General features: G+C 73.9%; 22 protein-coding genes and 1 pseudogene. 11 read left to right on the top strand and 12 right to left on the bottom strand.

The window, feature by feature from the left end:
* Nucleotides 1-33 precede the first annotated feature (33 nt).
* Nucleotides 34-555: a sigma-70 family RNA polymerase sigma factor gene (locus ACIGXE_RS25735; protein ID WP_399751252.1), complete on the bottom strand. Its 522-nt coding sequence runs from the start codon at nt 553-555 to the stop codon at nt 34-36.
* A gap of 89 nt (nt 556-644) precedes the next feature.
* Entirely contained in the window at nt 645-1,835 is a 1,191-nt protein-coding gene (locus tag ACIGXE_RS25730) for a glycerophosphodiester phosphodiesterase (protein ID WP_399751251.1), read from the bottom strand.
* Nucleotides 1,836-2,060: 225 nt separating this feature from the next.
* Here ACIGXE_RS25730 and ACIGXE_RS25725 point away from each other — a divergent pair, with 225 nt between their 5' ends.
* On the top strand, nt 2,061-2,735 hold the full coding sequence (locus tag ACIGXE_RS25725) for a lysophospholipid acyltransferase family protein (protein ID WP_399751250.1): 675 nt from the start codon (nt 2,061-2,063) through the stop codon (nt 2,733-2,735).
* Between the two features lie 70 nt (nt 2,736-2,805).
* Here ACIGXE_RS25725 and ACIGXE_RS25720 read toward each other — a convergent pair whose 3' ends face one another.
* Together ACIGXE_RS25720 and ACIGXE_RS25715 are read right to left on the bottom strand one after the other, a co-directional pair.
* Nucleotides 2,806-4,362, bottom strand: a complete 1,557-nt coding sequence (locus ACIGXE_RS25720) for an MFS transporter (RefSeq protein ID WP_399751249.1) — start codon at nt 4,360-4,362, stop codon at nt 2,806-2,808.
* Nucleotides 4,359-4,910 carry a TetR/AcrR family transcriptional regulator gene (locus ACIGXE_RS25715; RefSeq protein WP_399751248.1) on the bottom strand — a complete coding sequence of 184 codons (552 nt, stop codon included), beginning with the start codon at nt 4,908-4,910 and terminating at the stop codon, nt 4,359-4,361. The genes ACIGXE_RS25720 and ACIGXE_RS25715 overlap by 4 nt, the downstream gene beginning before the upstream one ends.
* Before the next feature lie 84 nt (nt 4,911-4,994).
* Between ACIGXE_RS25715 and ACIGXE_RS25710 the strand changes: the two genes are divergently transcribed.
* Nucleotides 4,995-5,504, top strand: coding sequence for an HAD domain-containing protein (locus tag ACIGXE_RS25710; protein ID WP_399751247.1), 510 nt, complete (start codon nt 4,995-4,997; stop codon nt 5,502-5,504).
* A gap of 9 nt (nt 5,505-5,513) precedes the next feature.
* On the opposite strand, the gene argH is transcribed toward ACIGXE_RS25710, so the two are convergent.
* On the bottom strand, nt 5,514-6,941 hold the full coding sequence (gene argH / locus ACIGXE_RS25705; RefSeq protein WP_399751246.1) for an argininosuccinate lyase: 1,428 nt from the start codon (nt 6,939-6,941) through the stop codon (nt 5,514-5,516).
* A 98-nt stretch (nt 6,942-7,039) separates the two neighbouring features.
* Nucleotides 7,040-8,233 carry an argininosuccinate synthase gene (locus tag ACIGXE_RS25700; RefSeq protein WP_399751245.1) on the bottom strand — a complete coding sequence of 398 codons (1,194 nt, stop codon included), beginning with the start codon at nt 8,231-8,233 and terminating at the stop codon, nt 7,040-7,042.
* Between the two features lie 139 nt (nt 8,234-8,372).
* Here ACIGXE_RS25700 and ACIGXE_RS25695 point away from each other — a divergent pair, with 139 nt between their 5' ends.
* From ACIGXE_RS25695 to ACIGXE_RS25665, 7 genes are all read left to right on the top strand, one after another.
* Complete coding sequence (locus tag ACIGXE_RS25695; protein WP_399751244.1) at nt 8,373-9,713, top strand: hypothetical protein; 1,341 nt, start codon at nt 8,373-8,375, stop codon at nt 9,711-9,713.
* 232 nt (nt 9,714-9,945) lie between these two features.
* A complete protein-coding gene (locus tag ACIGXE_RS25690) occupies nt 9,946-10,065 on the top strand; it encodes a keywimysin-related RiPP (protein ID WP_399751242.1) in 120 nt (39 codons plus the stop codon).
* Between the two features lie 77 nt (nt 10,066-10,142).
* Entirely contained in the window at nt 10,143-12,020 is a 1,878-nt protein-coding gene (locus ACIGXE_RS25685; protein ID WP_399751240.1) for an asparagine synthase-related protein, read from the top strand.
* On the top strand, nt 12,017-12,274 hold the full coding sequence (locus ACIGXE_RS25680; protein WP_399751238.1) for a lasso peptide biosynthesis PqqD family chaperone: 258 nt from the start codon (nt 12,017-12,019) through the stop codon (nt 12,272-12,274). Before ACIGXE_RS25685 ends, ACIGXE_RS25680 begins: the two co-directional genes overlap by 4 nt.
* 5 nt (nt 12,275-12,279) lie before the next feature.
* Entirely contained in the window at nt 12,280-12,657 is a 378-nt protein-coding gene (locus tag ACIGXE_RS25675) for a lasso peptide biosynthesis B2 protein (protein WP_399751236.1), read from the top strand.
* On the top strand, nt 12,654-14,438 hold the full coding sequence (locus ACIGXE_RS25670) for an ABC transporter ATP-binding protein (protein WP_399751234.1): 1,785 nt from the start codon (nt 12,654-12,656) through the stop codon (nt 14,436-14,438). The genes ACIGXE_RS25675 and ACIGXE_RS25670 overlap by 4 nt, the downstream gene beginning before the upstream one ends.
* Nucleotides 14,439-14,665: 227 nt before the next feature.
* Nucleotides 14,666-15,331 carry a L,D-transpeptidase gene (locus tag ACIGXE_RS25665; RefSeq protein ID WP_399751384.1) on the top strand — a complete coding sequence of 222 codons (666 nt, stop codon included), beginning with the start codon at nt 14,666-14,668 and terminating at the stop codon, nt 15,329-15,331.
* A 66-nt stretch (nt 15,332-15,397) separates the two neighbouring features.
* On the opposite strand, the gene ACIGXE_RS25660 is transcribed toward ACIGXE_RS25665, so the two are convergent.
* Genes ACIGXE_RS25660 through argC form a run of 5 tightly spaced genes read right to left on the bottom strand, consistent with a single transcriptional unit; the run spans nt 15,398 to nt 20,258 of the window.
* On the bottom strand, nt 15,398-15,958 hold the full coding sequence (locus ACIGXE_RS25660) for an arginine repressor (RefSeq protein WP_365342408.1): 561 nt from the start codon (nt 15,956-15,958) through the stop codon (nt 15,398-15,400).
* Between the two features lie 7 nt (nt 15,959-15,965).
* Nucleotides 15,966-17,165 carry an acetylornithine transaminase gene (locus ACIGXE_RS25655; RefSeq protein WP_399751231.1) on the bottom strand — a complete coding sequence of 400 codons (1,200 nt, stop codon included), beginning with the start codon at nt 17,163-17,165 and terminating at the stop codon, nt 15,966-15,968.
* Nucleotides 17,162-18,085: an acetylglutamate kinase gene (argB, locus tag ACIGXE_RS25650; RefSeq protein WP_399751229.1), complete on the bottom strand. Its 924-nt coding sequence runs from the start codon at nt 18,083-18,085 to the stop codon at nt 17,162-17,164. Before argB ends, ACIGXE_RS25655 begins: the two co-directional genes overlap by 4 nt.
* The gene (gene argJ, locus ACIGXE_RS25645; protein ID WP_399751227.1) at nt 18,082-19,233 is read right to left on the bottom strand and encodes a bifunctional glutamate N-acetyltransferase/amino-acid acetyltransferase ArgJ; all 1,152 of its coding nucleotides are present in this window, start codon (nt 19,231-19,233) and stop codon (nt 18,082-18,084) included. The genes argB and argJ overlap by 4 nt, the downstream gene beginning before the upstream one ends.
* Nucleotides 19,230-20,258 (bottom strand): N-acetyl-gamma-glutamyl-phosphate reductase, encoded by a 1,029-nt coding sequence (gene argC / locus ACIGXE_RS25640; protein WP_399751225.1) that lies wholly within the window; start codon nt 20,256-20,258, stop codon nt 19,230-19,232. The genes argJ and argC overlap by 4 nt, the downstream gene beginning before the upstream one ends.
* 159 nt (nt 20,259-20,417) lie before the next feature.
* Between argC and ACIGXE_RS25635 the strand changes: the two genes are divergently transcribed.
* Nucleotides 20,418-21,206, top strand: a complete 789-nt coding sequence (locus tag ACIGXE_RS25635; RefSeq protein WP_399751223.1) for an RNA polymerase subunit sigma-70 — start codon at nt 20,418-20,420, stop codon at nt 21,204-21,206.
* 322 nt (nt 21,207-21,528) lie between these two features.
* Nucleotides 21,529-23,129 (top strand): annotated as a pseudogene (locus ACIGXE_RS25630) (ABC-F family ATP-binding cassette domain-containing protein).
* Here the strand turns inward: ACIGXE_RS25630 and ACIGXE_RS25625 are convergent.
* Nucleotides 23,116-24,294: a methyltransferase gene (locus tag ACIGXE_RS25625; protein WP_399751221.1), complete on the bottom strand. Its 1,179-nt coding sequence runs from the start codon at nt 24,292-24,294 to the stop codon at nt 23,116-23,118. The pseudogene ACIGXE_RS25630 and the gene ACIGXE_RS25625 sit on opposite strands and share 14 nt — an antisense overlap.
* Nucleotides 24,295-24,376: the final 82 nt, after the last annotated feature.

Here is a 24,376-nt window from a genome sequence, read left to right as displayed (position 1 = left end):
GCATGCCTCCCGCTCACCTGATCCGCCGTCGGTCTACGGCACCCTTCCCCCTTCGCCGGGGCCGGGAACCTCCGCAGCCAGCATTCTGCGCAGGCATCCCAGGCAACGGGAACGCATCGGTCCCAGGCTGCCCTGTGAGATACCCAACGCTCCTGCGATCTCCCGGTAGGTGGGGTCGGCGGGGTGGAGCATCGCGGTCAGCAGCCGGGGGCAGTGGCCGGGGGTGCGGCGGACGGCGGCGCGCACGGTGCGGCGGCGTTCGGAGACGAGTGCGGAGGTCTCGGGCGAGCGGTGCGCCTCCTGGGCGGGCTCGCCGTGGTACGGGCGTTCGCGGGCCGAGGCCCGGCGGGCCCGGCGGGCCTCGGCGCGGACGGCGCGGCGCAGCCAGTCGGCGGGGTGTTCGGGGGCGCCGTCCTCCTGGAGTCGCTCCAGGAGCCGCAGCCAGACGGCCTGTTCGAGGTCGCCGGCCTCGACGCCGGCGGCGGGTGCCTCCGCCCTGGACTCGGCGGCGAGCAGCGGCGTGAGGGTGGCGAGCAGCGTGTCGCGGGAGGTCATGCCCGCGACGATGCGGGGTGGGCCGCCGGCGGTTGCGGGCCCGGCGGCAAACCACCCGGTCGGGGGAGGGCCGGGCCCGCGCGGGCCGGTCAGCGGGACTGGAGGTCCGCCGCCGCGAGCAGGGCCGTGTCGGCGTTGTCGGAGAAGATGCCGTCGATGCCCGTCGCGAAGAACCGCCGGAGCGCGCCGAAGGCGTCCCCGTAGGCGACCGGGTCGGTGCCCCGGCGGTACTCGGCCGGCAGGAAGCCGTTCTCGTTGCGCTGGGTGTACGGGTGGAGGATCAGGCCCTCGGCGTGCGCATCGCGCACCAGCGTGGTCTCGGTGCCCAGCCGGCCGCTCGCGTCGCGCGGCAGGATCAGGTCGAGGGTGGGTCCGATGCCCTGCGCGTACGAGGCGATCCAGCGCAGTCCGGCCGGCTCGACCAGGTCGGCGACGGTGCGCGGGTCACCGGCCTGGACGAAGTCCCAGGGGCGGGTGTTCGCGGCGGAGAGCAGCACGACGCGCGGGGAGTCCACCAGCCGGGCCAGGCGCTGGATGCTGCTGGGCTCGAAGGACTGGAGGAAGACCGGGGAGTCGGCGCGGTGCCGGCCGTAGCGGCGGAGCAGCCCGGCGAGCCGCTCCTCCAGGGCGAGGCCGAGGGCGCGGAAGTAGGTGGGGTGCTTGGTCTCGACGTGCAGCCACACCTCGCGGCCCCGTCGGCGTCCCTCCCGCTCGGCCCAGCGCAGCACCTCCTCGAAGGTGGGGACGGCCCAGCGGCCGTCGTAGAGGGTGTTCTCCTGACGGGTGGCCGGAATGCGCTCCTTGGCGCGGAGGGTCTTCAGCTCGGCGAGCGTGAAGTCCTCGGTGAACCAGCCGGTGAGGCTGACGCCGTCGACGCTCTTCGTGGTCCTCCGGGAGGCGAACTCGGGGTGGTCGGCGACGTCGGTGGTGCCGCCGATCTCGTTCTCGTGGCGGCAGACGAGGTGCCCGTCCCGGGTGGGGACGAGGTCCTGCTCGATGACGTGCGCGCCCATGTCGAGGGCGAGCTGGTAGGAGCCGAGGGTGTGCTCGGGCCGGTAGCCGCTGGCGCCTCGGTGGGCGATGACGGTGGGCACGGGCAGCGAGCGGTAGCCGTGGCCGTGGCCCCTGCCACGGGCGTCGCGGTCGGCGTCGGCGGCGACGGCCGACTGCACGGCCTGCGCGGTGCCGCCGGCGAGGACCGTGGAGCCGCCCAGGACGGCCGCTCCGGCCGCTCCGAGGACGGCGCGTCGGGCCGGGGTCCGGCGCTCGGGCTGTGTCATGAACACTCCTTCGGTGTGATGTCCCGCACCTGCCAACTACGGGCCCGACGCTAGGCAAGAACCCCCTACGGGCGGCAGACCTGGGCGGAACATGGCGGAAACACACGTCAACACCGCGTATCCACTCGGTGAACCCGACGTGCGACACGCCGTGACCGGCGAGTATCGTCGCGATCTGCACTTGTCGGCTCCGCACGAGCCGCCCGCCCGACACCGGAGGAACCGTTGTCCCGTCTCGCGATCATGAAGGCCGCTCTCGGTCCCGTCCTGCGCCTCATGTTCCGCCCCCGCGTCGAGGGCGCGGAGAACGTCCCCGGCACCGGGCCGGTCATCCTCGCGGGGAACCATCTGACGTTCATCGACTCGATGATCATGCCGATCTGCCTGGACCGTCAGGTCTTCTTCATCGGCAAGGACGAGTACGTGAAGGGCACCGGCCTCAAGGGCCGCCTGATGGCCTGGTTCTTCACCAGCGTCGGCATGATCCCGGTGGACCGCGACGGCGGCCGCGGCGGCGTGGCCGCGCTGATGACCGGGCGCCGGGTCCTGGAGGAGGGCAAGATCTTCTCGATCTACCCCGAGGGCACCCGCTCCCCCGACGGGCGCCTGTACCGCGGCCGCACCGGTATCGCGCGGCTGACCCTGATGACGGGCGCGCCGGTGGTGCCGTTCGCGATGATCGGCACCGACAAGATCCAGCCGGGCGGCGCGGGCTTCCCGCGCCCGGGCCGGGTCACCGTCCGCTTCGGCGAGCCGATGGAGTTCTCCCGCTACGACGGCATGGACCGCGACCGTTACGTCCTGCGGGCGGTGACGGACTCGGTGATGGCGGAGGTCATGCGGCTCTCCGGCCAGGAGTACGTGGACATGTACGCCACCAAGGCGAAGGAAGCGGCGTAGCGCCGCACCCGCGACGCAGGCGAGGGCGCTCCCCGGGACCGGGGAGCGCCCTCCGTCGTGTCCGGACGCGTCAGTGCTCGACGCCGTCGGCCAGCTTCTGGCCCTTCAGCAGGAACCAGGCCGCGACCGCGGTCACCAGCAGCACCGCGGCGCCGGCGCCCGACGCGATGCGCAGGCCGTCGACGAAGGCCTGCTGGGCCGCCGAGACGAGCGCCTCGGCCTGGGCCGGGGCGAGGCCCGCGGAGGCCTCGACCGCGCCGCCGAGCGAGTCGTGGGCCGCGGCGGCGGTGTCGGCCGGGACGCCGGCCGGGGTGGTGAAGCCCCGGTAGACGCCGGTCACGACGGAGCCGAGGAGCGCGATGCCGAGGGCCGCGCCCAGTTCGTACGCGGTCTCCGAGACCGCGGAGGCGGCACCCGCCTGGTCCTTGGGGACGGTCGAGAGGATGACGTCGGCGGTGACGGTGAAGGCGAAGCCCGCGCCCACACCGACGACCAGGAGGCTCGCGCCGAGCAGCGGGTAGCCGGTCGACTGCCCGAGGGCGGTGAGGGCCGCGAGGGCGAGGCCGATGGCGGCGAGACCGCCCGCGACGACGGAGCGCACGCTGTAGCGGCGGGCGACGTTGCCCGCGACCAGACCGGCCGTCACCGCGCCGATCGCGGCGGGCAGTTCGGCGAGTCCGGCCTCCAGCGGATGGCGGCCCTGGACCAGCTGGAAGAACTGGGACAGGAAGAACACCAGGCCCGACAGCCCCAGGATGGTGAGCAGGTCGGCGAGGACGGCGGCGGAGAAGCCGCGGTGGCGGAACAGGCGCATGTCCAGGAGCGGGGCCGGCAGCGTGAGCTGCCTGCGCACGAACCCGGCCAGGCAGCCGATGCCGACCAGGGCCGCGACGGCCACGCCGACGGCGAGGCCCTCGGACGCGAGTTCCTTGACGGCGTAGACGACGCCGATCATGCCGACGAGGGAGAGGCCGACGCTGGGCAGGTCCCAGGGGCCGGGGTTCGGGTTCTTCGACTCGGGGATCAGCTTGGCGCCGACGAGGACCAGGACGGCCATGACGGGCAGGTTGATGAGGAAGACCGAGCCCCACCAGAAGTGTTCGAGCAGGAATCCGCCGACGACCGGGCCCACGGCGGCACCGGCCGAGGCCATGGCGCCCCAGATGCCGATGGCGAGGCTGCGCTCGCGCGGGTCGTGGAACAGGTTGCGGATCAGGGCGAGCGTGGAGGGCATGAGGGTGGCGCCGGCGACGCCCAGCAGGGCGCGGGCCACGATCATCATCTCGGGGCTGGTGGCATAGGCGGTGAGCACGGAGACGGCGCCGAAGGCGACGGCTCCGGTGAGCAGCAGCTTCTTGCGGCCGATGCGGTCGCCGAGGCTGCCCATGGAGACCAGGAGACCGGCGATGACGAAGGAGTAGACGTCGCCGATCCACAGCAGCTGGGTACCGGACGGCTTCAGGTCCTCGGAGAGGAACGGGGTCGCCAGACCGAGTACCGTGGCGTCGACCGCCACGAGCAGCACGGCCAGGACGAGCACGGCGAGGGCGAGCCACCGGCCGGGACGGCGCACGCCCTCCGTATGGCTCTCGTGCTTCTTCGCCCTCGTGACGCTGTCGGTGATCACTTCTCCACGCTCCTGCGCGCTCCGCCGAGCAGCAGCTCGGCGATCATGAATTGGAAGTCGTTGGCGGCGACCCGCCCGTCGGCGACGGCCCAGGCGCCCGAGCCGATCAGCCCGTAGAAGGCCTCGCAGAGCCAGGCGGGGGTCAGGTCGATCCGGAAGACGCCCTCCTCCTGTCCGCGCCGGAAGAGCGCGGCGACCCGGAGGTCGACGCGGGACCAGCCCTCGTTCTGCTGCTCGCCCTCGAAGAGCTGGTTCTCCGTGTAGAGGAAGGCCAGCAGGGGGGCCACGGGCTCCGAGGCGCCGATCAGCCGGCGAACGGCCTCGTCCGCGGGCCCCTCGTCGAGGCGGGCCGCGTCGAGCGCGGTCTCCGTCTCCTCGATGCACATCTGCTCCAGCGCCCGCACCAGCGCGTCCCGCCCGGCGAAGTGCCGGTGCAGCGTGGCACGCCCGATCCCGGCGGCCCGCGCGACCTCGTCCATGGTGGCGGTCGCCTTGCGGGAGAGCAGGGCTGCGGCGGCGTGGAGCACCTGGGTGCGGTCGACTGACATGAGACAACCATACATCGAATGAGACATCAATGTCTCATTCGAAATTTCAATGCCTCACCGGGGGCCCGGAGGAATGCTGTGAACATGACCAAGCCGCTGCTGCTGATCGACGTGGACGGACCGCTGAACCCGTATGCGGCGAAGCCGGAGCGCCGCCCCGAGGGCTACGACACGCACCGGATGAGCCCGACGGCCTGGACGGGCGCCAAGCCGCTGCGCGTGTGGCTGAACCCCGGGCACGGGGACGAGCTGCTCGCGCTGTCCGACGCGTACGAGCTGGTCTGGGCGACGACATGGAAGGACGAGGCCAACGACTGGATCGGCCCGCGTCTGGGGCTGCCCGAGCTGCCGTTCATCGACTGGCCGAGAATGCACGGGGCCGCCCCGCGCGGGACGTTCTGGAAGACCCAGTACGTCCTCGAGTACGCGCAGGGGCGGCCGTTCGCATGGGTGGACGACGACATCACGTCGTACGACCACGAGTACGTGGAGCAGAACCACCTCGCCGCCGCCCTGCTGCTGCGCGTCGACCCCCGACTCGGACTGCTCCGGCCGGACTTCGACGCGCTCGCGGACTGGGCGGCGGCGCTGTAGGAGCGGGATTCAGTTCTTGGCGGTGGCCCAGGCGTGCTGGATCACCAGGTCCGCCTTGACCTCGACCAGCTGCGCGGCGACCGCGGAGGGGGCCGTGCCGCCCCGGCCGTCGCGCGAGGCGAGGGCGCCGGGGACGTTGAGGACCGTGCGGGCCTCGGGGGTGAGGTGCTCGGAGATCTTGGCGAACTGCTCGTCCGTCAGGTCGTCGAGCTCCTTGCCCTCCGCCTCGGCGACCTTGACGCACTCGCCGGCGACCTCGTGCGCCACCCGGAACGGCACGCCCTGCTTGACCAGCCACTCGGCGATGTCGGTCGCGAGGGAGAAGCCGGCCGGGGCGAGCTCCTCCATCCGCTCCCGGTTGACCGTGAGGGTCGCCATCATGCCGGTGAAGGCGGGCAGCAGGACCTCCAGCTGGTCGCAGGAGTCGAAGACCGGCTCCTTGTCCTCCTGGAGGTCACGGTTGTAGGCGAGCGGCAGCGCCTTCAGCGTCGCCATGAGGCCGGACAGGTTGCCGATGAGGCGGCCGGACTTGCCCCGGGCGAGCTCGGCGATGTCCGGGTTCTTCTTCTGCGGCATGATCGACGAGCCGGTGGAGAAGGCGTCGTGCAGGGTCACGAAGGAGAACTCCTTCGTGTTCCAGATGATGATCTCCTCCGCGATCCGGGAGAGGTTCACCCCGATCATCGCCGTGATGAAGGCGAACTCGGCGACGAAGTCGCGCGAGGCCGTGCCGTCGATCGAGTTGCCCGCCGAACCCCGCTCGAAGCCCAGGTCCTTGGCCACCGCCTCCGGGTCGAGCCCGAGCGAGGAGCCCGCGAGGGCGCCGGAGCCGTACGGCGAGACGGCGGTCCGGGTGTCCCACTGCCGCAGCCGCTCGGCGTCCCGGGACAGCGACTGCACATGGGCGAGCACATGGTGGGCGAAGAGCACCGGCTGGGCGTGCTGGAGGTGGGTCCGGCCCGGCATGGCGACGTCCGGGTGCGCCTCCGCCAGGCCCACCAGGGCGTCCTGGAGGTCGGCGATCAGACCGCCGATGATCCGGGCGTGGTCCCGCAGGTACATCCGGAAGAGCGTGGCGACCTGGTCGTTCCGGGACCGGCCGGCCCGCAGCTTGCCGCCCAGCTCGGCGCCGAGGCGCTCCAGGAGACCCCGCTCCAGAGCGGTGTGGACGTCCTCGTCGGCGATGGTGCCGACGAAGGAGCCGTCGGCGACGTCCGCCTCCAGCTGGTCGAGGCCGGCCAGCATCCGGGTCAGCTCGTCCTCGGTGAGGAGCCCGGCCTTGTGCAGCACGCGCGCGTGGGCACGGGAGCCGGCGATGTCGTACGGCGCCAGGCGCCAGTCGAAGTGGACCGACGCGGACAGCTTCGCCAGGGCCTCGGCGGGGCCGTCGGCGAACCGGCCGCCCCAGAGCCGGACGTCACCGTTGTTGCTGCTCACTGCTGTTGCTCCTCAGGACAGTGTCTGGATGTGCCACCGCCCCCCTGCCGTACCAACGGCGTACGAGACAGGGAGGCGGCTTGTTCAACGTGCGGGGGTCAGCCCAGGTCGCGCTTCGCGGCGATCTTCGCCGAAAGGGCGAAGATGTCGATGAAGCCCTGCGCCTTCGACTGGTCGAACGTGTCGCCGGTGTCGTAGGTGGCGAGGTTGAAGTCGTACAGCGACTCGGCGGACTTCCGGCCGGTGACGACGGCGCGGCCGCCGTGCAGGGTCATCCGGATGTCGCCCGTCACGTGCTGGTTGGCCTCGTTGATGAAGCCGTCCAGGGCGCGCTTGAGCGGGGAGAACCACAGGCCGTCGTAGACGAGCTCGCCCCAGCGCTGCTCGACCTGCCGCTTGTAGCGGGCCAGCTCGCGCTCGACGGTGACGTTCTCCAGCTCCTGGTGGGCGGTGATCAGGGCGATCGCGCCGGGAGCCTCGTAGACCTCACGGGACTTGATGCCGACGAGACGGTCCTCGACCATGTCGATCCGGCCGATGCCCTGGGCGCCGGCGCGCTCGTTGAGCTGCTGGATCGCCTGGAGGACGGTGACGGGCCGGCCGTCGATGGCGACCGGGACGCCCTCCTTGAAGGAGATGACGACCTCGTCGGGCTCCCGGACGACGGCCGGGTTCTGGGTGTACTCGTAGATGTCCTCGATCGGGGCGTTCCAGATGTCCTCGAGGAAGCCGGTCTCGATGGCCCGGCCGAAGACGTTCTGGTCGATCGAGTACGGGGACTTCTTGGTGGTGGCGATCGGCAGGTTCGCCTTCTCGGCGAAGGCGATGGCCTTGTCCCGGGTCATCGCGTAGTCACGGACCGGGGCGATGCACTTCAGGTCCGGGCCGAGGGCCTGGATGCCGGCCTCGAAGCGCACCTGGTCGTTGCCCTTGCCGGTGCAGCCGTGCGCCACGATCGAGGCGTCGTGCTTCTTCGCGGCGGCCACGAGGTGCTTCACGATGGCGGGCCGGGAAAGGGCCGAGACCAGCGGGTAGCGGTCCATGTAGAGGGCGTTGGCCTTGATCGCCGGGAGGCAGTACTCGTCGGCGAACTCGTCCTTGGCGTCCGCGACCTCGGCCTCGACCGCACCACAGGCGAGCGCGCGCTTGCGGATCACGTCCAGGTCCTCGCCGCCCTGGCCGACGTCCACGGCGACAGCGATGACCTCGGCACCCGTCTCCTCGGCGATCCAGCCGATGGCGACGGAGGTGTCCAGGCCGCCCGAGTAGGCGAGTACGACGCGCTCGGTCACGGGGTTCTCCTTACCTTGCAACCACTGATGGGTATAACTATGCAGTCCTCCGTATGTTTTGTCAACGCGCTCCCGAGCCCGGCCCTCCACCGTGGAAAACCGCAGGCGGCGGGGGGTACGCAGGACCTAGGGTCCGTGCATGACGAGCGACGAGAAGCCGCCGACCGCGGCGCTACGGGGGCTCGCGCACGGGCGCGCGCTCGCCAAGGTCATCGAGGTGTGGCGCCCGGGGGCGTGGCTGGAGCTGGACGAGCACATCCGCTCGGACCACGCCTGGCGAGGCCTGGGGCTTCCCCAGCACGAGTGGCTCGCGCAGCGCGTGCGCCCCGTCGTCCTGCGTGTCCTCATCGGCGACCCGAAGCCGAGCGAGGCGGAGCTCGCGCTGGCCCTGTGCGACGGCGACGGCCGGATCCGCGCGGCCGCCCTCCCCCACGCCGCCGCGCGTCCCGCCGTCCTCCCCCTGGTGGCGATCCGCACGGCCGACTGGGCCGCTCGGGTACGCGAGGAGGCGGACGCCGTCCTCGCCGCCGCCCTGCCCGGCGCCGACGCCGGCACCCTCGGCGTGACCGCCCCGGTCATCCTCCGGCTGCGGGCCCGGCTGCGCGGCGGCACGGCGGCCGCGCTCCTCCGGGAGGTGCTGCGCACCGCCCCGCCGGCCACCGTCTCCACCCTGCTCCTCAACCGGGACCGGGCCACCCGGCGGCTCGCCCTCGACGTCTCCGTCGAGCGGGGGCTCCTGGCACCGCGCGAGCTGGCCCGGATCGCCGCGTACGACGAGGACGGCGCCGTACGGGACAAGGCGGCCACGGCCGCCCTGGCCGCGGGCATCCCCGACGAGACGCTGCCGCTGCTGCTCGCGGCCCGATCCGGCGGCGTGCGCTCGGCCGGGGTCACCGCCCTCCGCAAGTCCGGCCGGTCCGCCGAGGCCGAGGCGTTCCTGTACGACCGGTCGGGGCTCGTCCGGGCCTGCGCCCGCTGGGTGCTGCGACAGGACGGCCGGGATCCCTCGGCCGTCTACCGGGCGGCCTGCGCGGACCCGGCGACCGTGCCCGGCCGGGCGCCGCTCGGACTCGCCGAGTGCGGTGGGCGGGCGGCGGACCTGCCGGTGCTGTGGGAGCTGGCCGGGCACGAACGCCCGCTGGTGCGCTCCTCCGCCGTCGCGGGCCTGCGCGTCCTGGAGGCCGTCGATCACGCCCGCCTGCTGCCCCTGCTCGACGACCCCGATCCCGGTGTCGTGCGGGAGGCCGCGCGGGCGCTGCTGCCGTGGGCGAACCGGCTGCCGGAGGAGGACTTCGTGCGCCGCACCGGTCCCGACCGGCCCGTCCACGTCCGCCTCCGCGCCCTGCGGCTGCTGCGCGCGAACGGCTCGGCCGCCTACGAGGAGACGGCCCGGCGGCTCGCCGAGGACCCCGATCCGGTGCTGCGGGCACGGCTCCGCCGGATTCCCGCTCGAGGAGACCGCCGCGTCACGCGTAGGTGACGCACAAAGAGGGACGTACTAGCCTGGAAGGTGCACGGACCGATCGCGGTCCGGCGTCATGCAGCCGGGCGCGCACAGAAGTTCGACAGAGCGATGCGGGGTCCGCGCACAAGTCCTCAGTGTCCCCTGGCGGGTTCAGGTCCGCCCTGGGCGTGCTCACCGGACGGGGTCCGGCCCCTCGGGGCGGGACCACGGGTGTCCGAACCGGGAAGCGAGAGGAGGTGCAACCGCCATGCGTGCCTACGAGCGCCCGACGCTGACTCGGGTCGGCTCCTTCCGCAAGGAGACCGGAAGGCCGTTCCGGAAGGGCAAGGGCCCTCCGGACATCCTCTTCAAGGGCAATCTCCTCTGAGCACCAGGAGTTGATGTCGATCAGCATCTCTGACGAGCGACGGCGGGTGCCGGACACCCGTCGTCCTCCTGACGAACGTGACCGTGGTGATGCCGGTGTGCTCCGAACTCGCCGCCGTCCCCTCCTGGTTCGCCGTCCTTCCGGACACCCCGGCGGCCGCCGCCCTCGCTGACGCCGCCTCACGTCACGGCGCCCGGCGGACGATCCGCCACCCCTCCGGACGGCCCTGGCTGGTGGGTCGGTGGGACGACGAGGCCTGTGCGGTCGGGGAGGCGGGCGGCAACAAGCTGGTCCTCATGGGGGAGTTCGGTCCCGTCCCGCTCGCCCGGGCGGCCGCGGGGCTGCGCACGGTCGCCGACGTCGACACGGTGGCCCGCCGCCTCACCGGCAGCTGCCATCTCCTCGCCTCGGTCTCCGGGCGGGTCCGCGCCCAGGGCGCGGTGAGCGGACTCCGGCGCCTCTTCCACACCACCGTCGCCGGCGTCGCGGTCGCCTCCGACCGGGCCGACGTGACGGCGGCCCTCGGCCGCACGGACCTGGACGCCCGTCGGCTCGCCCTCCACCTCCTCGACCCGCCCGTCCTCCATCCCCTCACGTACCGCCCCGTGTGGCGGGGCGTCGCGGACCTGCCCGCCGACCACGTCCTCGTCCTGGAGACCGACGGACGCGCGCGCCAGGTCCGCTGGTGGCTGCCCCCCGCGCCCGAGGTGCCCCTGGCCGAGGGTGCCGCCGCGCTCGCCGAGGCGCTGCGGGCGGCCGTGGACGCCCGCGTCCGCGGGCGTGCGCGGGTCAGCAGCGACCTGAGCGGCCTGGACTCGACCGCGCTGTGCGCCCTGGCTGCCCGGGCGGGCCCGGAGGTCGTCGCCTGCACGGCCGCCGGGCCGGACCCGCTCGACGACGACGTGCGGTACGCGCGTCTCACCGCGGGCGCCCTGCCCCGGGTCGACCACCGGATCGTCCCCGCCGAGGAGATGCCGGAGATCTATCAGGGACTGCTCGACACCGGCGGACTGCTGGACGAGCTGCTCGACGAGCCCTGCGGCGGCCTCGCGGACCACGCCCGGTGGGCGGCCGTCGTCGGCCGGGCCGCGGACCGCGGCTCGCGGCTGCATCTGAGCGGCTTCGGCGGGGACGAGGTGCTGGGCTGCGCCACCACCCATCTGCGGACCCTGCTGCGCCGCCGGCCGGCGACCGCCCTGCGCGAGCTGCGCGGCTTCGCCGTCACCTACCGGTGGTCGCGGGCCCGGATGCTGCGGGAGCTGTGCGACGGCAGGTCGTACGGCTCCTGGCTGCGCGGGGCGGCCGACCGGCTCACCACTCCCCCGCCGCCCGACGCCGACGCCGGCGCCCTCGGCTGGGGCCCCACGCCTCGCCTCGCGCCGTGGGTCACCGAGGACGCGGCCGACGCCGTCCGCGAGCTGATCCGGGCGGAGGCTCCGACGGCCCGGCCGCTCTCCGCGGACCGCGGGCTGCACGACGACCTGGTCGGCATCCGCGAGTCCGCCCGGCCGGTCCGCCAGATCAGCCGCCTCGCCGCCCGCCTCGGCGTGACCCTCTGCGCGCCCTACTACGACGACCGCGTCCTGGAGGCGGGACTCTCGGTCCGGCCGGAGGACAAGCGCCCCCCGTCCGCGTACAAGCCGCTGGTCAAGGAGGCGATGCGGGGCGTCGTCCCCGCCGAGAGCCTCGACCGGCCTGCCAAGTCGCCCGGCATGTGCGACCTCGACGCCGCCCTGCGGGCCCACCGCCGGGAGGTGCTCACGCTCTTCGAGGACTCCCGGCTGGGCCGGCTCGGGCTGATCGACGAGGCCGCGCTGCGCACCCTGTGCACCGGCCCGCTGCGACAGCACCCCTACGACCTGCACGACGCGCTGTACCAGGCGGTGGGCTGCGAACTCTGGCTGCGCGCCAGGGAACGCGCCGCCGCCGGCCCGACCGTGGGAGCCCCGCCATGACCTTCACCCTGCGCACCGGCGTGTCCTGCGCCGAGACCGACTACGGGACGGCCCTGCTCGACGAGGAGAGCGGCGAGTACTGGGAACTGAACCCCACCGGCGGCCAGGTGCTGCGCACCCTCCTGGCCGGCGGCACCCCGGAGGAGGCGGTGCGGGAGCTGATCCGGGACTACGACGTGGACGACGGCGGCGCGCGGGAGGACGTGCGGCAGCTGGTCGAGGCGCTGGAGTCGTCCGGGCTGGTGGAACGGTGACCGCGGTGACCGGTGTCCGGGCCGTAGAGGCCCGGCTCGTCGTCGGCCTCGCCCGGCTGCTGGCCCGGCGTTCCCCCCGACGGATGCGGGCGGTGCTCGGCGCGGTGCGCCGCGGTGCCCGTCCGGCGGGCTACGAGGAGGCCCGCGCGGCCCGGGACGCGGTGACCGCGGTCAGTGTGCGCTGCGCCGCGCCCGAGGGCTGCCTGCCCCGGTCCCTGGCGACCGCCCTGCTCTGCCGGCTGCACGGGCGGTGGCCGACCTGGTGCGTGGGGGTCCGCCGGCTGCCGCCGTTCGCCGCGCACGCCTGGGTGGAGGCCGAGGGCGTGCCGGTCGGCGAGGACCACCCGCCCGACTACTTCCGGACCTTCTTCACCGTGCCATGAGGGACCACGGCGGCGAGCGGCTCACCGGCCCACGGGAGATCCTGCGGGTGCTGCGCGGACACCGGCGGTGGATCCTCGGCGCGGTGTCGCTGACCGTGGTCGCCTCGGCGCTCGGACTGGCCCAGCCCCTGGTGGTCCGGCGGGTGATCGAGGCCGCCGGGGCGGGAACGGCCGTCGCCGGCTCAGTGGCCCTGCTGGTCGTCCTCTTCGTCGCCCAGGCGCTCGTCCAGGCGGTGGCGGGCTATGTGCTCGCGCGCACGGGCGAGGGCGTCGTCCTGGGCATCCGGCTCGACCTCGTCGAGCATCTGCTGCGGCTGCCGATGCGGACGTACGACCGGTACCGGACCGGCGACCTGATCGCGCGCACCAGCGCGGACAGCACCGCGCTGCGCCTGCTCATCGCGGAGGGCTTCACCGACGCGGTCAGCGGCGCCATCGGCCTGGCCGCGGTGGTCGCCCTGATGATCTGGCTCGACTGGGTGCTCTTCCTGGTCGTCCTGGCCCTGATCTCGGTCGGCGGGCTGCTCGTCGCCTCGGTGCTGCGCGGGATCGCGCGCGCCTCGCTCCACGCCCAGCAGGCCACCGGTGCGATGACGGCCGAGCTGGAACGGGCCCTGGGCGCCATCAGGACCGTCCGGGCCAGCCGCGCCGAGCGCCGCGAGGCGGACCGCATCGGGGCGCAGGCCGAGGCCGCCTTCCTGGCGAGCGTGCGGGTGGGACGGCTCGACGCGGTGGTCGCGCCGGCGATCGAGCTGACCGTGCAGGGCTCGTTCCTGCTGGTCCTGCTCATCGGCGGGGTGCGGGTGGCGGGCCAGGACGCCTCCGTCGCCGATCTGGCCGCCTTCCTGCTCTACATGCTCTTCCTCGTGGGGCCGGTCGGCGCGGTGTTCCAGGCGGTGAGCACCCTGCAGCAGGGCGCGGGCGCGCTGCGGCGGATCACCGAGATCCTGGACCTGCCGGGCGAGCCGGGGGCCGTCCCCGCGGCTCCGGCGGCCGCGGCGCCGCGGCCGTCCCGGGCCGGGCCCCGCCCGCCGGTACTGGAGTTCCGGGACGTGTGGTTCGGCTACGACCCCGAGCGGCCGGTCCTGCGCGGGGTCTCGTTCCGGGTCCCCGCACACGCTCATGTCGCCCTGGTCGGCCGTTCCGGTGTCGGCAAGTCGACGGTCTTCGCGCTTGCCGAGCGCTTCTACGACCCCGACCGGGGCGTGCTCCTCTTCGAGGGCCGGGACGTCCGGACCCTCGACCGGGCCGAGCACCGGGCGCGGATCGGGCTCGTCGAGCAGCACGCCCCGGTGCTGTACGGCTCGCTGCGGGAGAACCTGCTCTACGCCGCCCCGGAGGCCGGCGCCGAGGAGGTCGGCCGGGCGGTGGAACTGGCCCAGCTGACCGAGCTGGTGGCGCGGCTGCCGCGCGGCCTCGACACCGACGCCGGGGAGCACGGCATGGCCCTGTCGGGCGGCGAACGCCAGCGCGTGGCCATCGCCCGGTCCCTGCTGAGCCGCCCCAGCCTGCTGCTGCTCGACGAGCCGACCGCCCACCTGGACGCGGTCAACGAGGTGGCGCTGCGCCGTTCGATCGAGCAGGCCTCCGCCGAGTGCGCCGTGCTCGTCATCGCCCACCGGCTGTCGACGATCCGCGCGGCGGACCTGATCGTCGTGCTCGACGGCGGCCGGGTCGTGGCGACGGGCAGCCATGAGGAGCTGCTGGACGGCTGCGCCCCGTACCGGCTGCTGTGCCGTGCCCAGCAGGTGAGAGGAGCGGCCCGTGGGCGGGGCGGGTGAGCGACGTGGACGGACCGGCGGCTCCACGCGGACCACTTCGACCGCAGGTTGGAGGAGGAGTTCGACGCCTGCTGCGCGCAAGGAGCACATCGCCACCGGCCTCGACGGGCTGCCCGCGCTGCCGCTCCCGCCGCCGCCGCTCCCCCGGACGAGCCGCCGGCTTGGCAGGGCCGGCGCGGGGCGCTTAGCGTCGCGCCATGCGAACCCTTCTCGCGCTCGGCGCGGTCATGTTCACGATCGTCCCGGCCCCCTGGAGCCCGCAGCAGGCCCCGCTGCCCGCGCGGATGGCGGACACCGGCGGCGGCTCCCAGCTGATCACCGCCGAGGCCCTGGACACGGGTGCCACCACCGGCACCCTCACCTGGTGGGACCGGCGCGACGGGACATGGGTGAAGGCGGGGTCGGCGCCCGCCCGCTTCGGGGCGAAGGGCCTCACCGAGGGGGCGACCCGGCGCCAGGGCACGAACACCACGCCCACCGGTCTCTACGGCCTGCCGTACGCCTTCGGGATCAAGCCCGCGCCGGCCGGGACGGCGTACCGCTACGCCCGGGTGACGCATCGTTCCTGGTGGTGCGAGGACAATCGGTCGAAGGCCTACAACCGCTGGGTGGAGGGCCTGCCCTCGGACTGCCGGGCGGCCGAGTCCGAGCGTCTGGGCGCCTATCCGACGCAGTACGCCTACGGGCTGGTCGTCGGCTTCAACTACGACCGCCCGGTGCGCGGGCGCGGCGCCGGGATCTTCCTGCACGTGAACGGGCGCGGGGCGACGGCCGGCTGCGTCTCCGTACCGGAGGAGACCATGCGCAAGCTCCTGGCCTGGGCCGATCCGGCCCGCCGGCCGCACATCGCCGTCGGCACGCGGGGCGGGCCGACGGCGATCACGCGGTACTAGGCCCTGTCGTCAACTCCCGCCTGCCCCGCGGGCAACGACGGGAGTTCGACGACAGGACCTGGTGCCTCAACGTTCCTTCTGCGCGAGGCGCAGCAGGTGGTCGGCGAGGGCCTGGCCGCCGGCCGGGTCGCGGGAGATGAGCAGCAGCGTGTCGTCGCCCGCGATCGTGCCGAGGATCGCGTGGAGTTCGGCCTGGTCGATGGCCGACGCGAGGAACTGTGCGGCGCCCGGCGGGGTCCGGAGCACCACCAGGTTGGCCGAGGCCTCGGCGGAGATCAGCAGTTCGCCGGAGAGGCGGCGCATGCGCTCCTCCTTGGCGGACTCGCCGAGCGGGGCCTGCGGGGTGCGGAAGCCGCCCTCGCTGGGCACGGCGTAGATCAGCTCGCCGCCGGTGTTCCGGATCTTCACCGCGCCGAGCTCGTCGAGGTCACGGCTGAGCGTCGCCTGGGTGACGCTCAGCCCGTCGTCGGCGAGCAGTTTGGCCAGCTGGCTCTGCGAGCGGACCGGCTGCCGGTTGAGGATGTCGACGATCCTGCGGTGGCGTGCGGTGCGGGTCTGCGGAACGGACGGTCCCCCGGACTCCGGCTGGGCGGATCCCCAGCGCTCGGTTCCCTGCGCGTCGGTCATCGTCGCTTCATTCTCCGCTTCGTCCTTCCCCGTTCGCCACGTCGAGGACGCCGGGCAGGGCCCGGAGGAAGGCGTCCACCTCCGCGTCGCCGATGATGAGCGGCGGCATGAGTCGTACGACATCGGGGGCGGGCGCGTTCACCAGGAGACCGGCGTCCTGAGCCGCCTGCTGCACCTGCGGCGCGAGGGACTCGGTGAGCACGATACCCAGCAGGAGGCCCGAGCCACGGACGTGGGAGACCAACGGGTGGCCCAGACCCTCGATTCCGTCGCGCAGCTTCTCGCCGAGCCGCTTCACCTCGTCGAGCACGGCGTCGGCGCCGAGGGTGTCGAGGACGGCGAGTCCGGCGGCGCAGGCGACCGGGTTTCCGCCGAAGGTGGTGCCGTGGTGGCCGGGCGTGAACAGCTCCGCGGCCGGGCCGAAGGCGACGGTCGCGCCGAGCGGGAGGCCGCCGCCGAGGCCCTTGGCGAGGGTGACGACGTCGGGGTCGACGCCGTCGTGGGCCTGGTGCTCGAACCAGGTGCCGCACCGGCCGATGCCGGTCTGCACCTCGTCGAGGACGAGGAGGGTGCCGGTGGCCCTGGTGATCGCCCGGGCCGCCTGCAGGTAGCCGGCGGGCGGGACCACGACGCCGTTCTCGCCCTGGACGGGCTCGATGATCACGAAGGCGGTCTCTTCGGTGACGGCGGCGCGCAGGGCCTCGACGTCGCCGTACGGCACGTGCGTGACGTCGCCGGGCAGCGGCAGGAACGGGGTCTGCTTGCCGGGCTGGCCGGTCAGCGCGAGCGAGCCCATGGTCCGGCCGTGGAAGCCGCCGGTGGTGGCGACCATGTGCCGGCGACCGGTGAGCCGGCCGAGCTTGAAGGCGCCCTCGTTGGCCTCCGCGCCGGAGTTGCAGAAGAAGACCTTGCCGGGCCGGCCGAAGAGCTGGAGCAGCCGCTCGGCGAGGGCGACGGGCGGTTCGGCGACGAAGAGGTTGGAGACGTGGCCGAGGGAGGCGATCTGCCGCGAGACGGCCTCGACGATCGCCGGGTGGCCGTGGCCGAGGGCGTTGACCGCGATGCCGCCGACGAAGTCGAGGTACTCGGTGCCGTCGGCGTCCCAGACCTTGGCGCCCTCGCCGCGGACCAGCGGCAGCCTGGGCGTGCCGTAGTTGTCCATCAGCGCGCCCTGCCACCGCTGGGTCAGGTCCTGGTTGGCGGTCACTTCTCCCCCTGAACGTGCTGGTCGTCGGGCACGACCATGGTGCCGATGCCCTCGTCGGTGAAGATCTCCAGCAGGATCGAGTGCTGGACCCGGCCGTCGATGACGCGGGCGGTGGTGACCCCGTTGCGGACGGCGTGCAGGCAGCCCTCCATCTTGGGGACCATGCCGCTGGAGAGCTCCGGCAGCAGCTTCTCCAGCTGGCTCGCGGTGAGCCGGCTGATGACCTCGTCGCTGTTCGGCCAGTCCTCGTAGAGGCCCTCGACGTCGGTCAGGACCATCAGTGTCTCGGCGCCCAGCGCAGCAGCGAGTGCCGCAGCCGCCGTATCAGCATTGACGTTGTAGACATGGTCGTCGTCCTGGGAGCGGGCGATGGAGGAGACGACGGGGATCCGGCCGTCGTCGAGGAGGGCCTGGATGGCCCCGGTGTCGATGGCGGTGATCTCGCCGACCCGGCCGATGTCGACCTGCTCGCCCTCGATGACCGGTTGGTGCCTGGTCGCGGTGATGGTGTGGGCGTCCTCGCCGGTGAGGCCGACGGCGAGCGGGCCGTGCTGGTTGAGCAGCCCGACGAGCTCGCGCTGGACCTGTCCGGCGAGGACCATCCGTACGACGTCCATGGCCTCGGGGGTGGTGACCCGCAGGCCCGCCTTGAACTCGCTGACCAGGCCGGCCTGGTCGAGGGCGGCGCTGATCTGCGGGCCGCCGCCGTGCACGACGACCGGCTTGAGGCCGGCGTGGCGCAGGAAGACGACGTCCTGGGCGAAGGCGGCCTTGAGGTCGTCGTCGATCATGGCGTTGCCGCCGAACTTGATGACGACGGTCTTGCCGTGGTGGCGGGTGAGCCAGGGCAGCGCCTCGATGAGGATCTGCGCCTTGGGCAGCGCGGTGTGCTTCCGGGTGGGGCTCTTGGAGTCGCTCATGAGGAGTACGCGCTGTTCTCGTGGACGTAGTCGGCGGTGAGGTCGTTGGCCCAGATGACGGCGGACTCGGAGCCGGCGGCGAGGTCGGCGGTGATGACGACCTCCCGGTAGCGCATGTCGACGAGCTCGCGGTCCTCGCCGACGGAGCCGTTCCTGCAGACCCAGACGCCGTTGATGGCGACGTTGAGCCGGTCGGGCTCGAAGGCGGCCCGGGTGGTGCCGATGGCGGAGAGCACCCGGCCCCAGTTGGGGTCCTCGCCATGGATGGCGCACTTGAGGAGGTTGTTGCGGGCGATGGACCGGCCGACCTCGACGGCGTCGTCCTCGGTGGCCGCGTTGATCACCTCGATGCGGATGTCCTTGCTGGCGCCCTCGGCGTCGCCGATGAGCTGCCGGGCGAGGTCGGCGCACACGTCCTGGACGGCCTGGGCGAACTCGTCCTGGGCCGGGGTGACGCCGGCCGCGCCGGAGGCGAGCAGCAGGACGGTGTCGTTGGTGGACATGCAGCCGTCGGAGTCGACCCGGTCGAAGGTGACCCGGGTGCTGTTCCGCAGGGCGGCGTCGAGGCCCTTGGCGTCGACGTCGGCGTCGGTGGTGAGGACGACGAGCATGGTGGCGAGGCCGGGGGCGAGCATGCCCGCGCCCTTGGCCATGCCGCCGACGGTCCAGCCGTCCTTGGTCACCACGGCGGTCTTGTGGACGGTGTCCGTGGTCTTGATGGCGATGGCGGCCTTCTCGCCGCCGTGCTCGGAGAGCTCGCCGGCCGCCTTCTCCACGCCCGGGAGGAGCTTGTCCATGGGGAGCAGGACGCCGATGAGGCCGGTGGAGGCCACGGCGACCTCGCCGGCGCCGATGTCCAGGACCTCGGCGACCTTCTCGGCGGTGGCGTGGGTGTCCTGGAAGCCCTTCGGGCCGGTGCAGGCGTTGGCGCCGCCGGAGTTGAGGACGACGGCGGTCAGCTCGCCGTCGGCGAGGACCTGCTGGGACCACAGGACGGGGGCGGCCTTGACGCGGTTGGAGGTGAAGACTCCCGCGGCGGCGCGGCGCGGCCCGGTGTTGACCACGAGGGCCAGGTCCGGGTTGCCGTTCTGCTTGATTCCGGCCGCGATGCCCGCGGCCGTGAATCCCTTCGCTGCGGTGACGCTCATGGAGCGACTCCAATCGTGGAGAGTCCGGTCTCCTCGGGGAGCCCGAGGGCGATGTTCATGCTCTGCACCGCTGCGCCGGCGGTGCCCTTGGTGAGGTTGTCGATGGCGCTGATCACGATGATCCGGTTCGCGGCCGGGTCGTGGGCGACCTGGATCTGGACCGCGTTGGAGCCGTAGACGGACGCCGTGGCCGGCCACTGCCCCTCGGGGAGCAGGTGGACGAAGGGCTCGTCCGCGAAGGCCTTCTCGTACGCGGCCCGCAGGGTCTCGCCGGTGACGCCCGGCCTGGCGGCGGCCGAGCAGGTGGCGAGGATGCCGCGGGGCATCGGCGCGAGGGTGGGGGTGAAGGAGACGGTGATCCGCTCGCCCGCCGCCGCGCTGAGGTTCTGGATCATCTCGGGGGTGTGCCGGTGGCCGCCGCCGACGCCGTACGGGGTCATGTTGCCCATGACCTCGCTGCCGAGCAGGTGCGGCTTGGCGGCCTTGCCGGCGCCGGAGGTGCCGGAGGCGGCGACGATCACGGCCTCGGCCTCGGCGAGCCCGTTCGCGTACGCCGGGAAGAGCGCGAGCGAGACGGCGGTGGGGTAGCAACCGGGCACCGCGATGCGCTTGGACCCCTCCAGCGCGGCGCGGGCACCCGGCAGTTCGGGGAGGCCGTACGGCCAGGTGCCGGCGTGCGGGGAGCCGTAGAAGGCCTCCCAGTCGGCCGGGTCCTTGAGCCGGAAGTCGGCGCCCATGTCGACGACGAGCGTGTCCGGGCCGAGCTGTTCGGCGACGGCGGCGGACTGCCCGTGCGGGAGGGCGAGGAACACCACGTCGTGGCCGGCGAGGGCGTCGGCGGTGGTCTCCACCAGCACGCGGTCGGCGAGCAGCAGGAGGTGCGGCTGGAGGCCGCCGAGCCGCTGTCCGGCGTTGGAGTGGCCGGTCAGGGCGCCGATCTCGACGTGGGGGTGGGCCAGGAGGAGGCGCAGGAGCTCTCCGCCCGCGTATCCGCTCGCGCCCGCGACTGCTGCTCGTACCGTCATCGAAACCCTCCTCATGGATGGCATGACTATACGTGGCGCCGCAGTTTTATGCAAAGCCCTTGCGCCGGGCCGCCGGGCCCGCGCCCGGCCCCTGTCACATCCGCGCCGGTCGGGGCGTCAAGGCTGCGACGAGGACACCACCACGAGGAGTGAGGACCGATGCACGGGAGGACCTTCCTGACCGCGGAGTTCGACGCGGACGAGGAGCGGCTGCGGGCCGCGGCACGGCGGATGCTCGGGGAGCCCGGCGAGGTGGACGAGGTGCTGGCCGAGGCGCGTGCGGCGGTCGGGAGCGGCACGCGCGAATGGCTGCTGACCGTCGTGGGGCGGGCCTGCGTACGGCGCCTCCAGAAGCGGACGGGGACGGGGCACGCCGACGGGGCCGCGGACAGGCCCGAGGCCGACCCCGTCTGGCTCGCGCTGCTCGTCGTCCTGGGCGGGCTGCCGCCCGCCGAACGACTCGCGTACGTGCTGCACGACCTGTTCGGGCTGCCCCTGGACGACGCCGCCCGCATCGCCGGCGGCACCCCGCAGGAGGCGGGCCGGCTCGCCCGGGCGGCCCGGCTGCGGGTGCGGGGCGCCGGCGGGGCCGGCCCGGACCCGGCACGGCAGAGGGCGGTGGTGGAGGCCTTCCTCGCCGCCGCCCGCGCCAGGGACCCGCGCGCCATCGCCGCCGTCCTGCACCCGGAGGTGGTGGCGTACTCGGCGCACGGCCAGGCCCATGGACCGGCCGCCGTCGCCGAGGGAGCCGCGACCGCCCTGGCCCGCACGGCCGGCGCGACCCGGCCCGCCCTGGTCGACGGCGCGCTCGGAGTCGTCGGCTTCGCCGCCGGCCGCCCGGTGGCGGCGGTGTCCTTCACCCTGCGCGAGGACCGGATCGTGGCCCTCGACATCACGACGGGCGAGGAGCGGGTCAGGAACCTGGAACTGAGGTTCCCGGAGCACTGACGACACCGACCCGGGCGGCCCGTCCGGCCGCCCGGCCCGGGCCCGCCACCCGCGCCCGCCATCCGGGCCTGCCATCCGGGCCTGCCCCTCGGTCACCGACCCGCGCCCTCCCCTCGGCCGTCACCCGCGCCCTCCCTCGGCCGCCGCCCGCGCCCAGGCCAGGGCTCCGACCTGGCGCGCCGCCGCCGGGCGGCGAAACGCGGATGCGCTCCGCCGCCCCCGGCCCGTACGCTCGGAGGCATGTCGACGCCCCGCATCTCCTAGCTGAGGACCCGCTTCCACGCCACCCGTGTGTCCTTCAGCCTGTTCGGAGCGTCATCCCATGATCACCACTCGTGGTGTCGACGTGCGCGTCGGCGCCCGTCTCCTCCTGTCCGAGGTCTCCTTCCACGTCGCGCCCGGCGACCGCGTCGGCCTGGTCGGCCGCAACGGCGCCGGGAAGACCACCCTTCTCCACACCCTGGCCGGGCTGCGCGCCCCGGCCGCCGGCAGCGTCCTGCGCACCGGCCCCGTCGCGTACCTGGCGCAGGACTCGCGCGCCGCCGACCCGTCGGTGTCCGTCACCGACCGCATCCTGTCCGCCCGGGGCATGGACGTGGCCGTACGGCGGCTGCGTGAGGCCGCCGACTGGCTCGCCGAGCGGGCCGACGCCCGGGCCATGGAGGCGTACGCACGCGCCGAGGCCGCCTTCGAGGCGTGCGGGGCTACGCGGCGGAGGCCGAGGCGGCCCGGGTCGCGGCCGGAGTCGGACTGCCCGCCGACCTGACGGGACGGCCCGTCGGCACCCTGTCCGGCGGGCAGAAGCGGCGCGTCGAGCTGGCCCGCATCCTCTTCGCCGGCCACGGACGGGAGGGCACCCTGCTGCTCGACGAGCCGACGAACCACCTCGACGCGGACTCCGTCGGCTGGCTGCGCGGCCACCTCGCCGCGCACCGGGGCGGCCTCGTCCTGGTCAGCCACCACCTCGACCTGGTCGCCGCCACCGTCAACCGGGTCTTCCACCTCGATCCGCGGCGCGCGACCGTCGACGTCCACAACACCGGCTGGGCCGCGTACCTGGCCCAGCGGGAGGCCGACGAGCGCCGCCGCACCCGTGAGCGCGCCAACGCCGAACGCAAGGCGGCGGCGCTGCACGCGCAGGCGGACCGGATGAAGGCCCGCTCGGCCACCTCGGTCACCGCCCGCAGCATGGCCCGCCGGGCCGACCGGCTCCTGGACGGTCTCGAGGCGGTCCGGCACGGCGAGCAGGTGGCCCGGATCCGGCTCCCGGAGCCCGCCCCCTGCGGCCGCACGCCGCTGGGCGCGATCTCCCTGGCCAAGGGGTACGGCGGGGGCCGGCGGGTCCTCGACGGGGTCGACCTCGCGGTGGACCGGGGCAGCCGGCTCGTCGTGCTCGGGCTCAACGGCGCCGGCAAGACGACCCTGCTACGGCTCCTCGCGGGCCGGGAGACCCCGGACGCCGGGCGGGTGGTCCACGGGCACGGGCTGCGTCTCGGCTACTTCGCGCAGGAGCACGAGACGCTCGATCCCGCCCGTACGGTCCGGGAGAACCTGGCGGCCGCCGCCCCGCACCTGACGGACGGGGAGGTCCGCCGCGTCCTCGGCGCGTTCCTGTTCCGGGGCGACGACGCCGACAAGCCGGCCGGGGTGCTCTCCGGCGGCGAGAAGACCCGGCTCGCCCTGGCGGGCCTGGTCCACTCAGGCGCGAACGTGCTGCTGCTCGACGAGCCGACGAACAACCTCGACCCGGCCTCGCGCGACGAGGTGCTGGCCGCCGTGGGCACGTACCCGGGCGCGATCGTCATGGTCACGCACGACGAGGGCGCGATCGACGCGCTGCGCCCGGAGCGGGTGCTGGTGCTTCCGGACGCGGAGGAGGACCTGTGGAACGAGGGCTACCGGGAGCTGGTCACCCTCGCCTGACGGCCCGGAGGACCACGAACTTCGGGTCGCTCGCGACGAGTTCGCAGGCACCGAAGATCCGGCGCAGGGTGACGTGGTAGCCCAGGTGCCGGTTGCCGACGACCCAGAGCTCCCCGCCGGGCCGCAGGGCCCGGCGGGCGTCGGTGAACATCCGGCGGGCGGTGCGGTCGGTCGTGGCCTGGTGGCTGTGGAACGGCGGGTTGTTGAGGACGAGGTCCACCGAGCCGGGCGCGAGGCCGGCGAGGCCGTCGCCGACGACGAACTCGGCCTTGCGTCCGGCGTCCCCGAGGTGCGCGGCGAAGTTCTCCTCGGCGGAGGCGACGGCCTGGTACGACTCGTCGGTGAACAGCAGCTCCGCCTCGGGCTCGGCGAGCGCGACGGCGAGCCCCACGACACCGTTCCCGCAGCCCAGGTCGACGACCCGGGCCCGCCCGAGCCCGCGCGGCAGGTGGTTCAGGAGGAAGCGCGTGCCGATGTCCAGCCGGTCGGCGCAGAACACCCCCGCGTGGTTGACGACCGTCCGCCCGGCGAGCCCGGCCGGGGCGTCGGCGGGCAGCGCGTAGCGGTACGGCCAGGGGTTGGCGCGCTCTTCCCGCGCCTCGGGCGTGGTGCGGGCCTCGGGCGTGGTGTGGATGAGCCGGGCCTTCTTCACCGCCAGCGAGGTCCGCGTGGGCCCGAGGATCCGCTCGAAGAGCGAGAGCGTCGAGGTGTGGATCTCCTTCACCATGCCGGTGCCGACGATCACCGTGTTCTCGTGCACCGCCGGCGCGAGCCGGTAGAGCTGGTCCTCCAGCAGCGCGAGGCTCTTGGGCACCCGGACGAGCAGCACGTCGACCCGCTCGGGCGGCGGGTCCTGCGTGGTGAGCAGCCGCACCGAGGCGCCCTCGGCCCCCGAGCGGGCCAGGTTCTCGCCGGTGGCGGTCCGGCCGAGGTACGAGTCGGAGATCTGGACCAGCTCGCCGGGTCCCGCGGCCGCGAGCGCGGTGACGAGCGCGCCCCAGCGGTCGCCGACGACGGCGACGGTGCCGGACAGATCGGTGCCGGTCTCCGCGAGGTGGTTCAGCAGGTACTCGTCGGCCGCGTCCCAGGCCCGCAGCTGGTCGCGCGGGTCCTCGGGGAAGCGGGTGAGCGGGAAGGTGCCCCATGACGTGGTCAGACGGTTCATCGTGCCCCCAGGCTAGCCGGTCGGGCCGGCCGGCCCCCGCCCCGCGGGCCCCGGCCGCCGGGAGCCCGCGGCCGCGGGCGGG

The organism is Streptomyces sp. NPDC053431 (assembly GCF_044544925.1).
Taxonomy (GTDB): domain Bacteria; phylum Actinomycetota; class Actinomycetes; order Streptomycetales; family Streptomycetaceae; genus Streptomyces.
This window is presented reverse-complemented; position numbering and strand designations above follow the sequence as displayed.

What these genes read in the sequence shown, in the direction of transcription:
- ACIGXE_RS25735 (WP_399751252.1), bottom strand. Translation starts at nt 555, where the DNA reads ATGACCTCCCGCGACACGCTGCTCGCCACCCTCACGCCGCTGCTCGCC.
- ACIGXE_RS25730 (WP_399751251.1), bottom strand. Translation starts at nt 1,835, where the DNA reads ATGACACAGCCCGAGCGCCGGACCCCGGCCCGACGCGCCGTCCTCGGA.
- ACIGXE_RS25715 (WP_399751248.1), bottom strand. Translation starts at nt 4,910, where the DNA reads ATGTCAGTCGACCGCACCCAGGTGCTCCACGCCGCCGCAGCCCTGCTC.
- ACIGXE_RS25710 (WP_399751247.1), top strand. Translation starts at nt 4,995, where the DNA reads ATGACCAAGCCGCTGCTGCTGATCGACGTGGACGGACCGCTGAACCCG.
- ACIGXE_RS25695 (WP_399751244.1), top strand. Translation starts at nt 8,373, where the DNA reads ATGACGAGCGACGAGAAGCCGCCGACCGCGGCGCTACGGGGGCTCGCG.
- ACIGXE_RS25690 (WP_399751242.1), top strand. Translation starts at nt 9,946, where the DNA reads ATGCGTGCCTACGAGCGCCCGACGCTGACTCGGGTCGGCTCCTTCCGC.
- ACIGXE_RS25680 (WP_399751238.1), top strand. Translation starts at nt 12,017, where the DNA reads ATGACCTTCACCCTGCGCACCGGCGTGTCCTGCGCCGAGACCGACTAC.
- ACIGXE_RS25670 (WP_399751234.1), top strand. Translation starts at nt 12,654, where the DNA reads ATGAGGGACCACGGCGGCGAGCGGCTCACCGGCCCACGGGAGATCCTG.
- ACIGXE_RS25665 (WP_399751384.1), top strand. Translation starts at nt 14,666, where the DNA reads ATGTTCACGATCGTCCCGGCCCCCTGGAGCCCGCAGCAGGCCCCGCTG.
- ACIGXE_RS25660 (WP_365342408.1), bottom strand. Translation starts at nt 15,958, where the DNA reads ATGACCGACGCGCAGGGAACCGAGCGCTGGGGATCCGCCCAGCCGGAG.
- argB (WP_399751229.1), bottom strand. Translation starts at nt 18,085, where the DNA reads ATGAGCGACTCCAAGAGCCCCACCCGGAAGCACACCGCGCTGCCCAAG.
- argJ (WP_399751227.1), bottom strand. Translation starts at nt 19,233, where the DNA reads ATGAGCGTCACCGCAGCGAAGGGATTCACGGCCGCGGGCATCGCGGCC.
- argC (WP_399751225.1), bottom strand. Translation starts at nt 20,258, where the DNA reads ATGACGGTACGAGCAGCAGTCGCGGGCGCGAGCGGATACGCGGGCGGA.
- ACIGXE_RS25635 (WP_399751223.1), top strand. Translation starts at nt 20,418, where the DNA reads ATGCACGGGAGGACCTTCCTGACCGCGGAGTTCGACGCGGACGAGGAG.
- ACIGXE_RS25625 (WP_399751221.1), bottom strand. Translation starts at nt 24,294, where the DNA reads ATGAACCGTCTGACCACGTCATGGGGCACCTTCCCGCTCACCCGCTTC.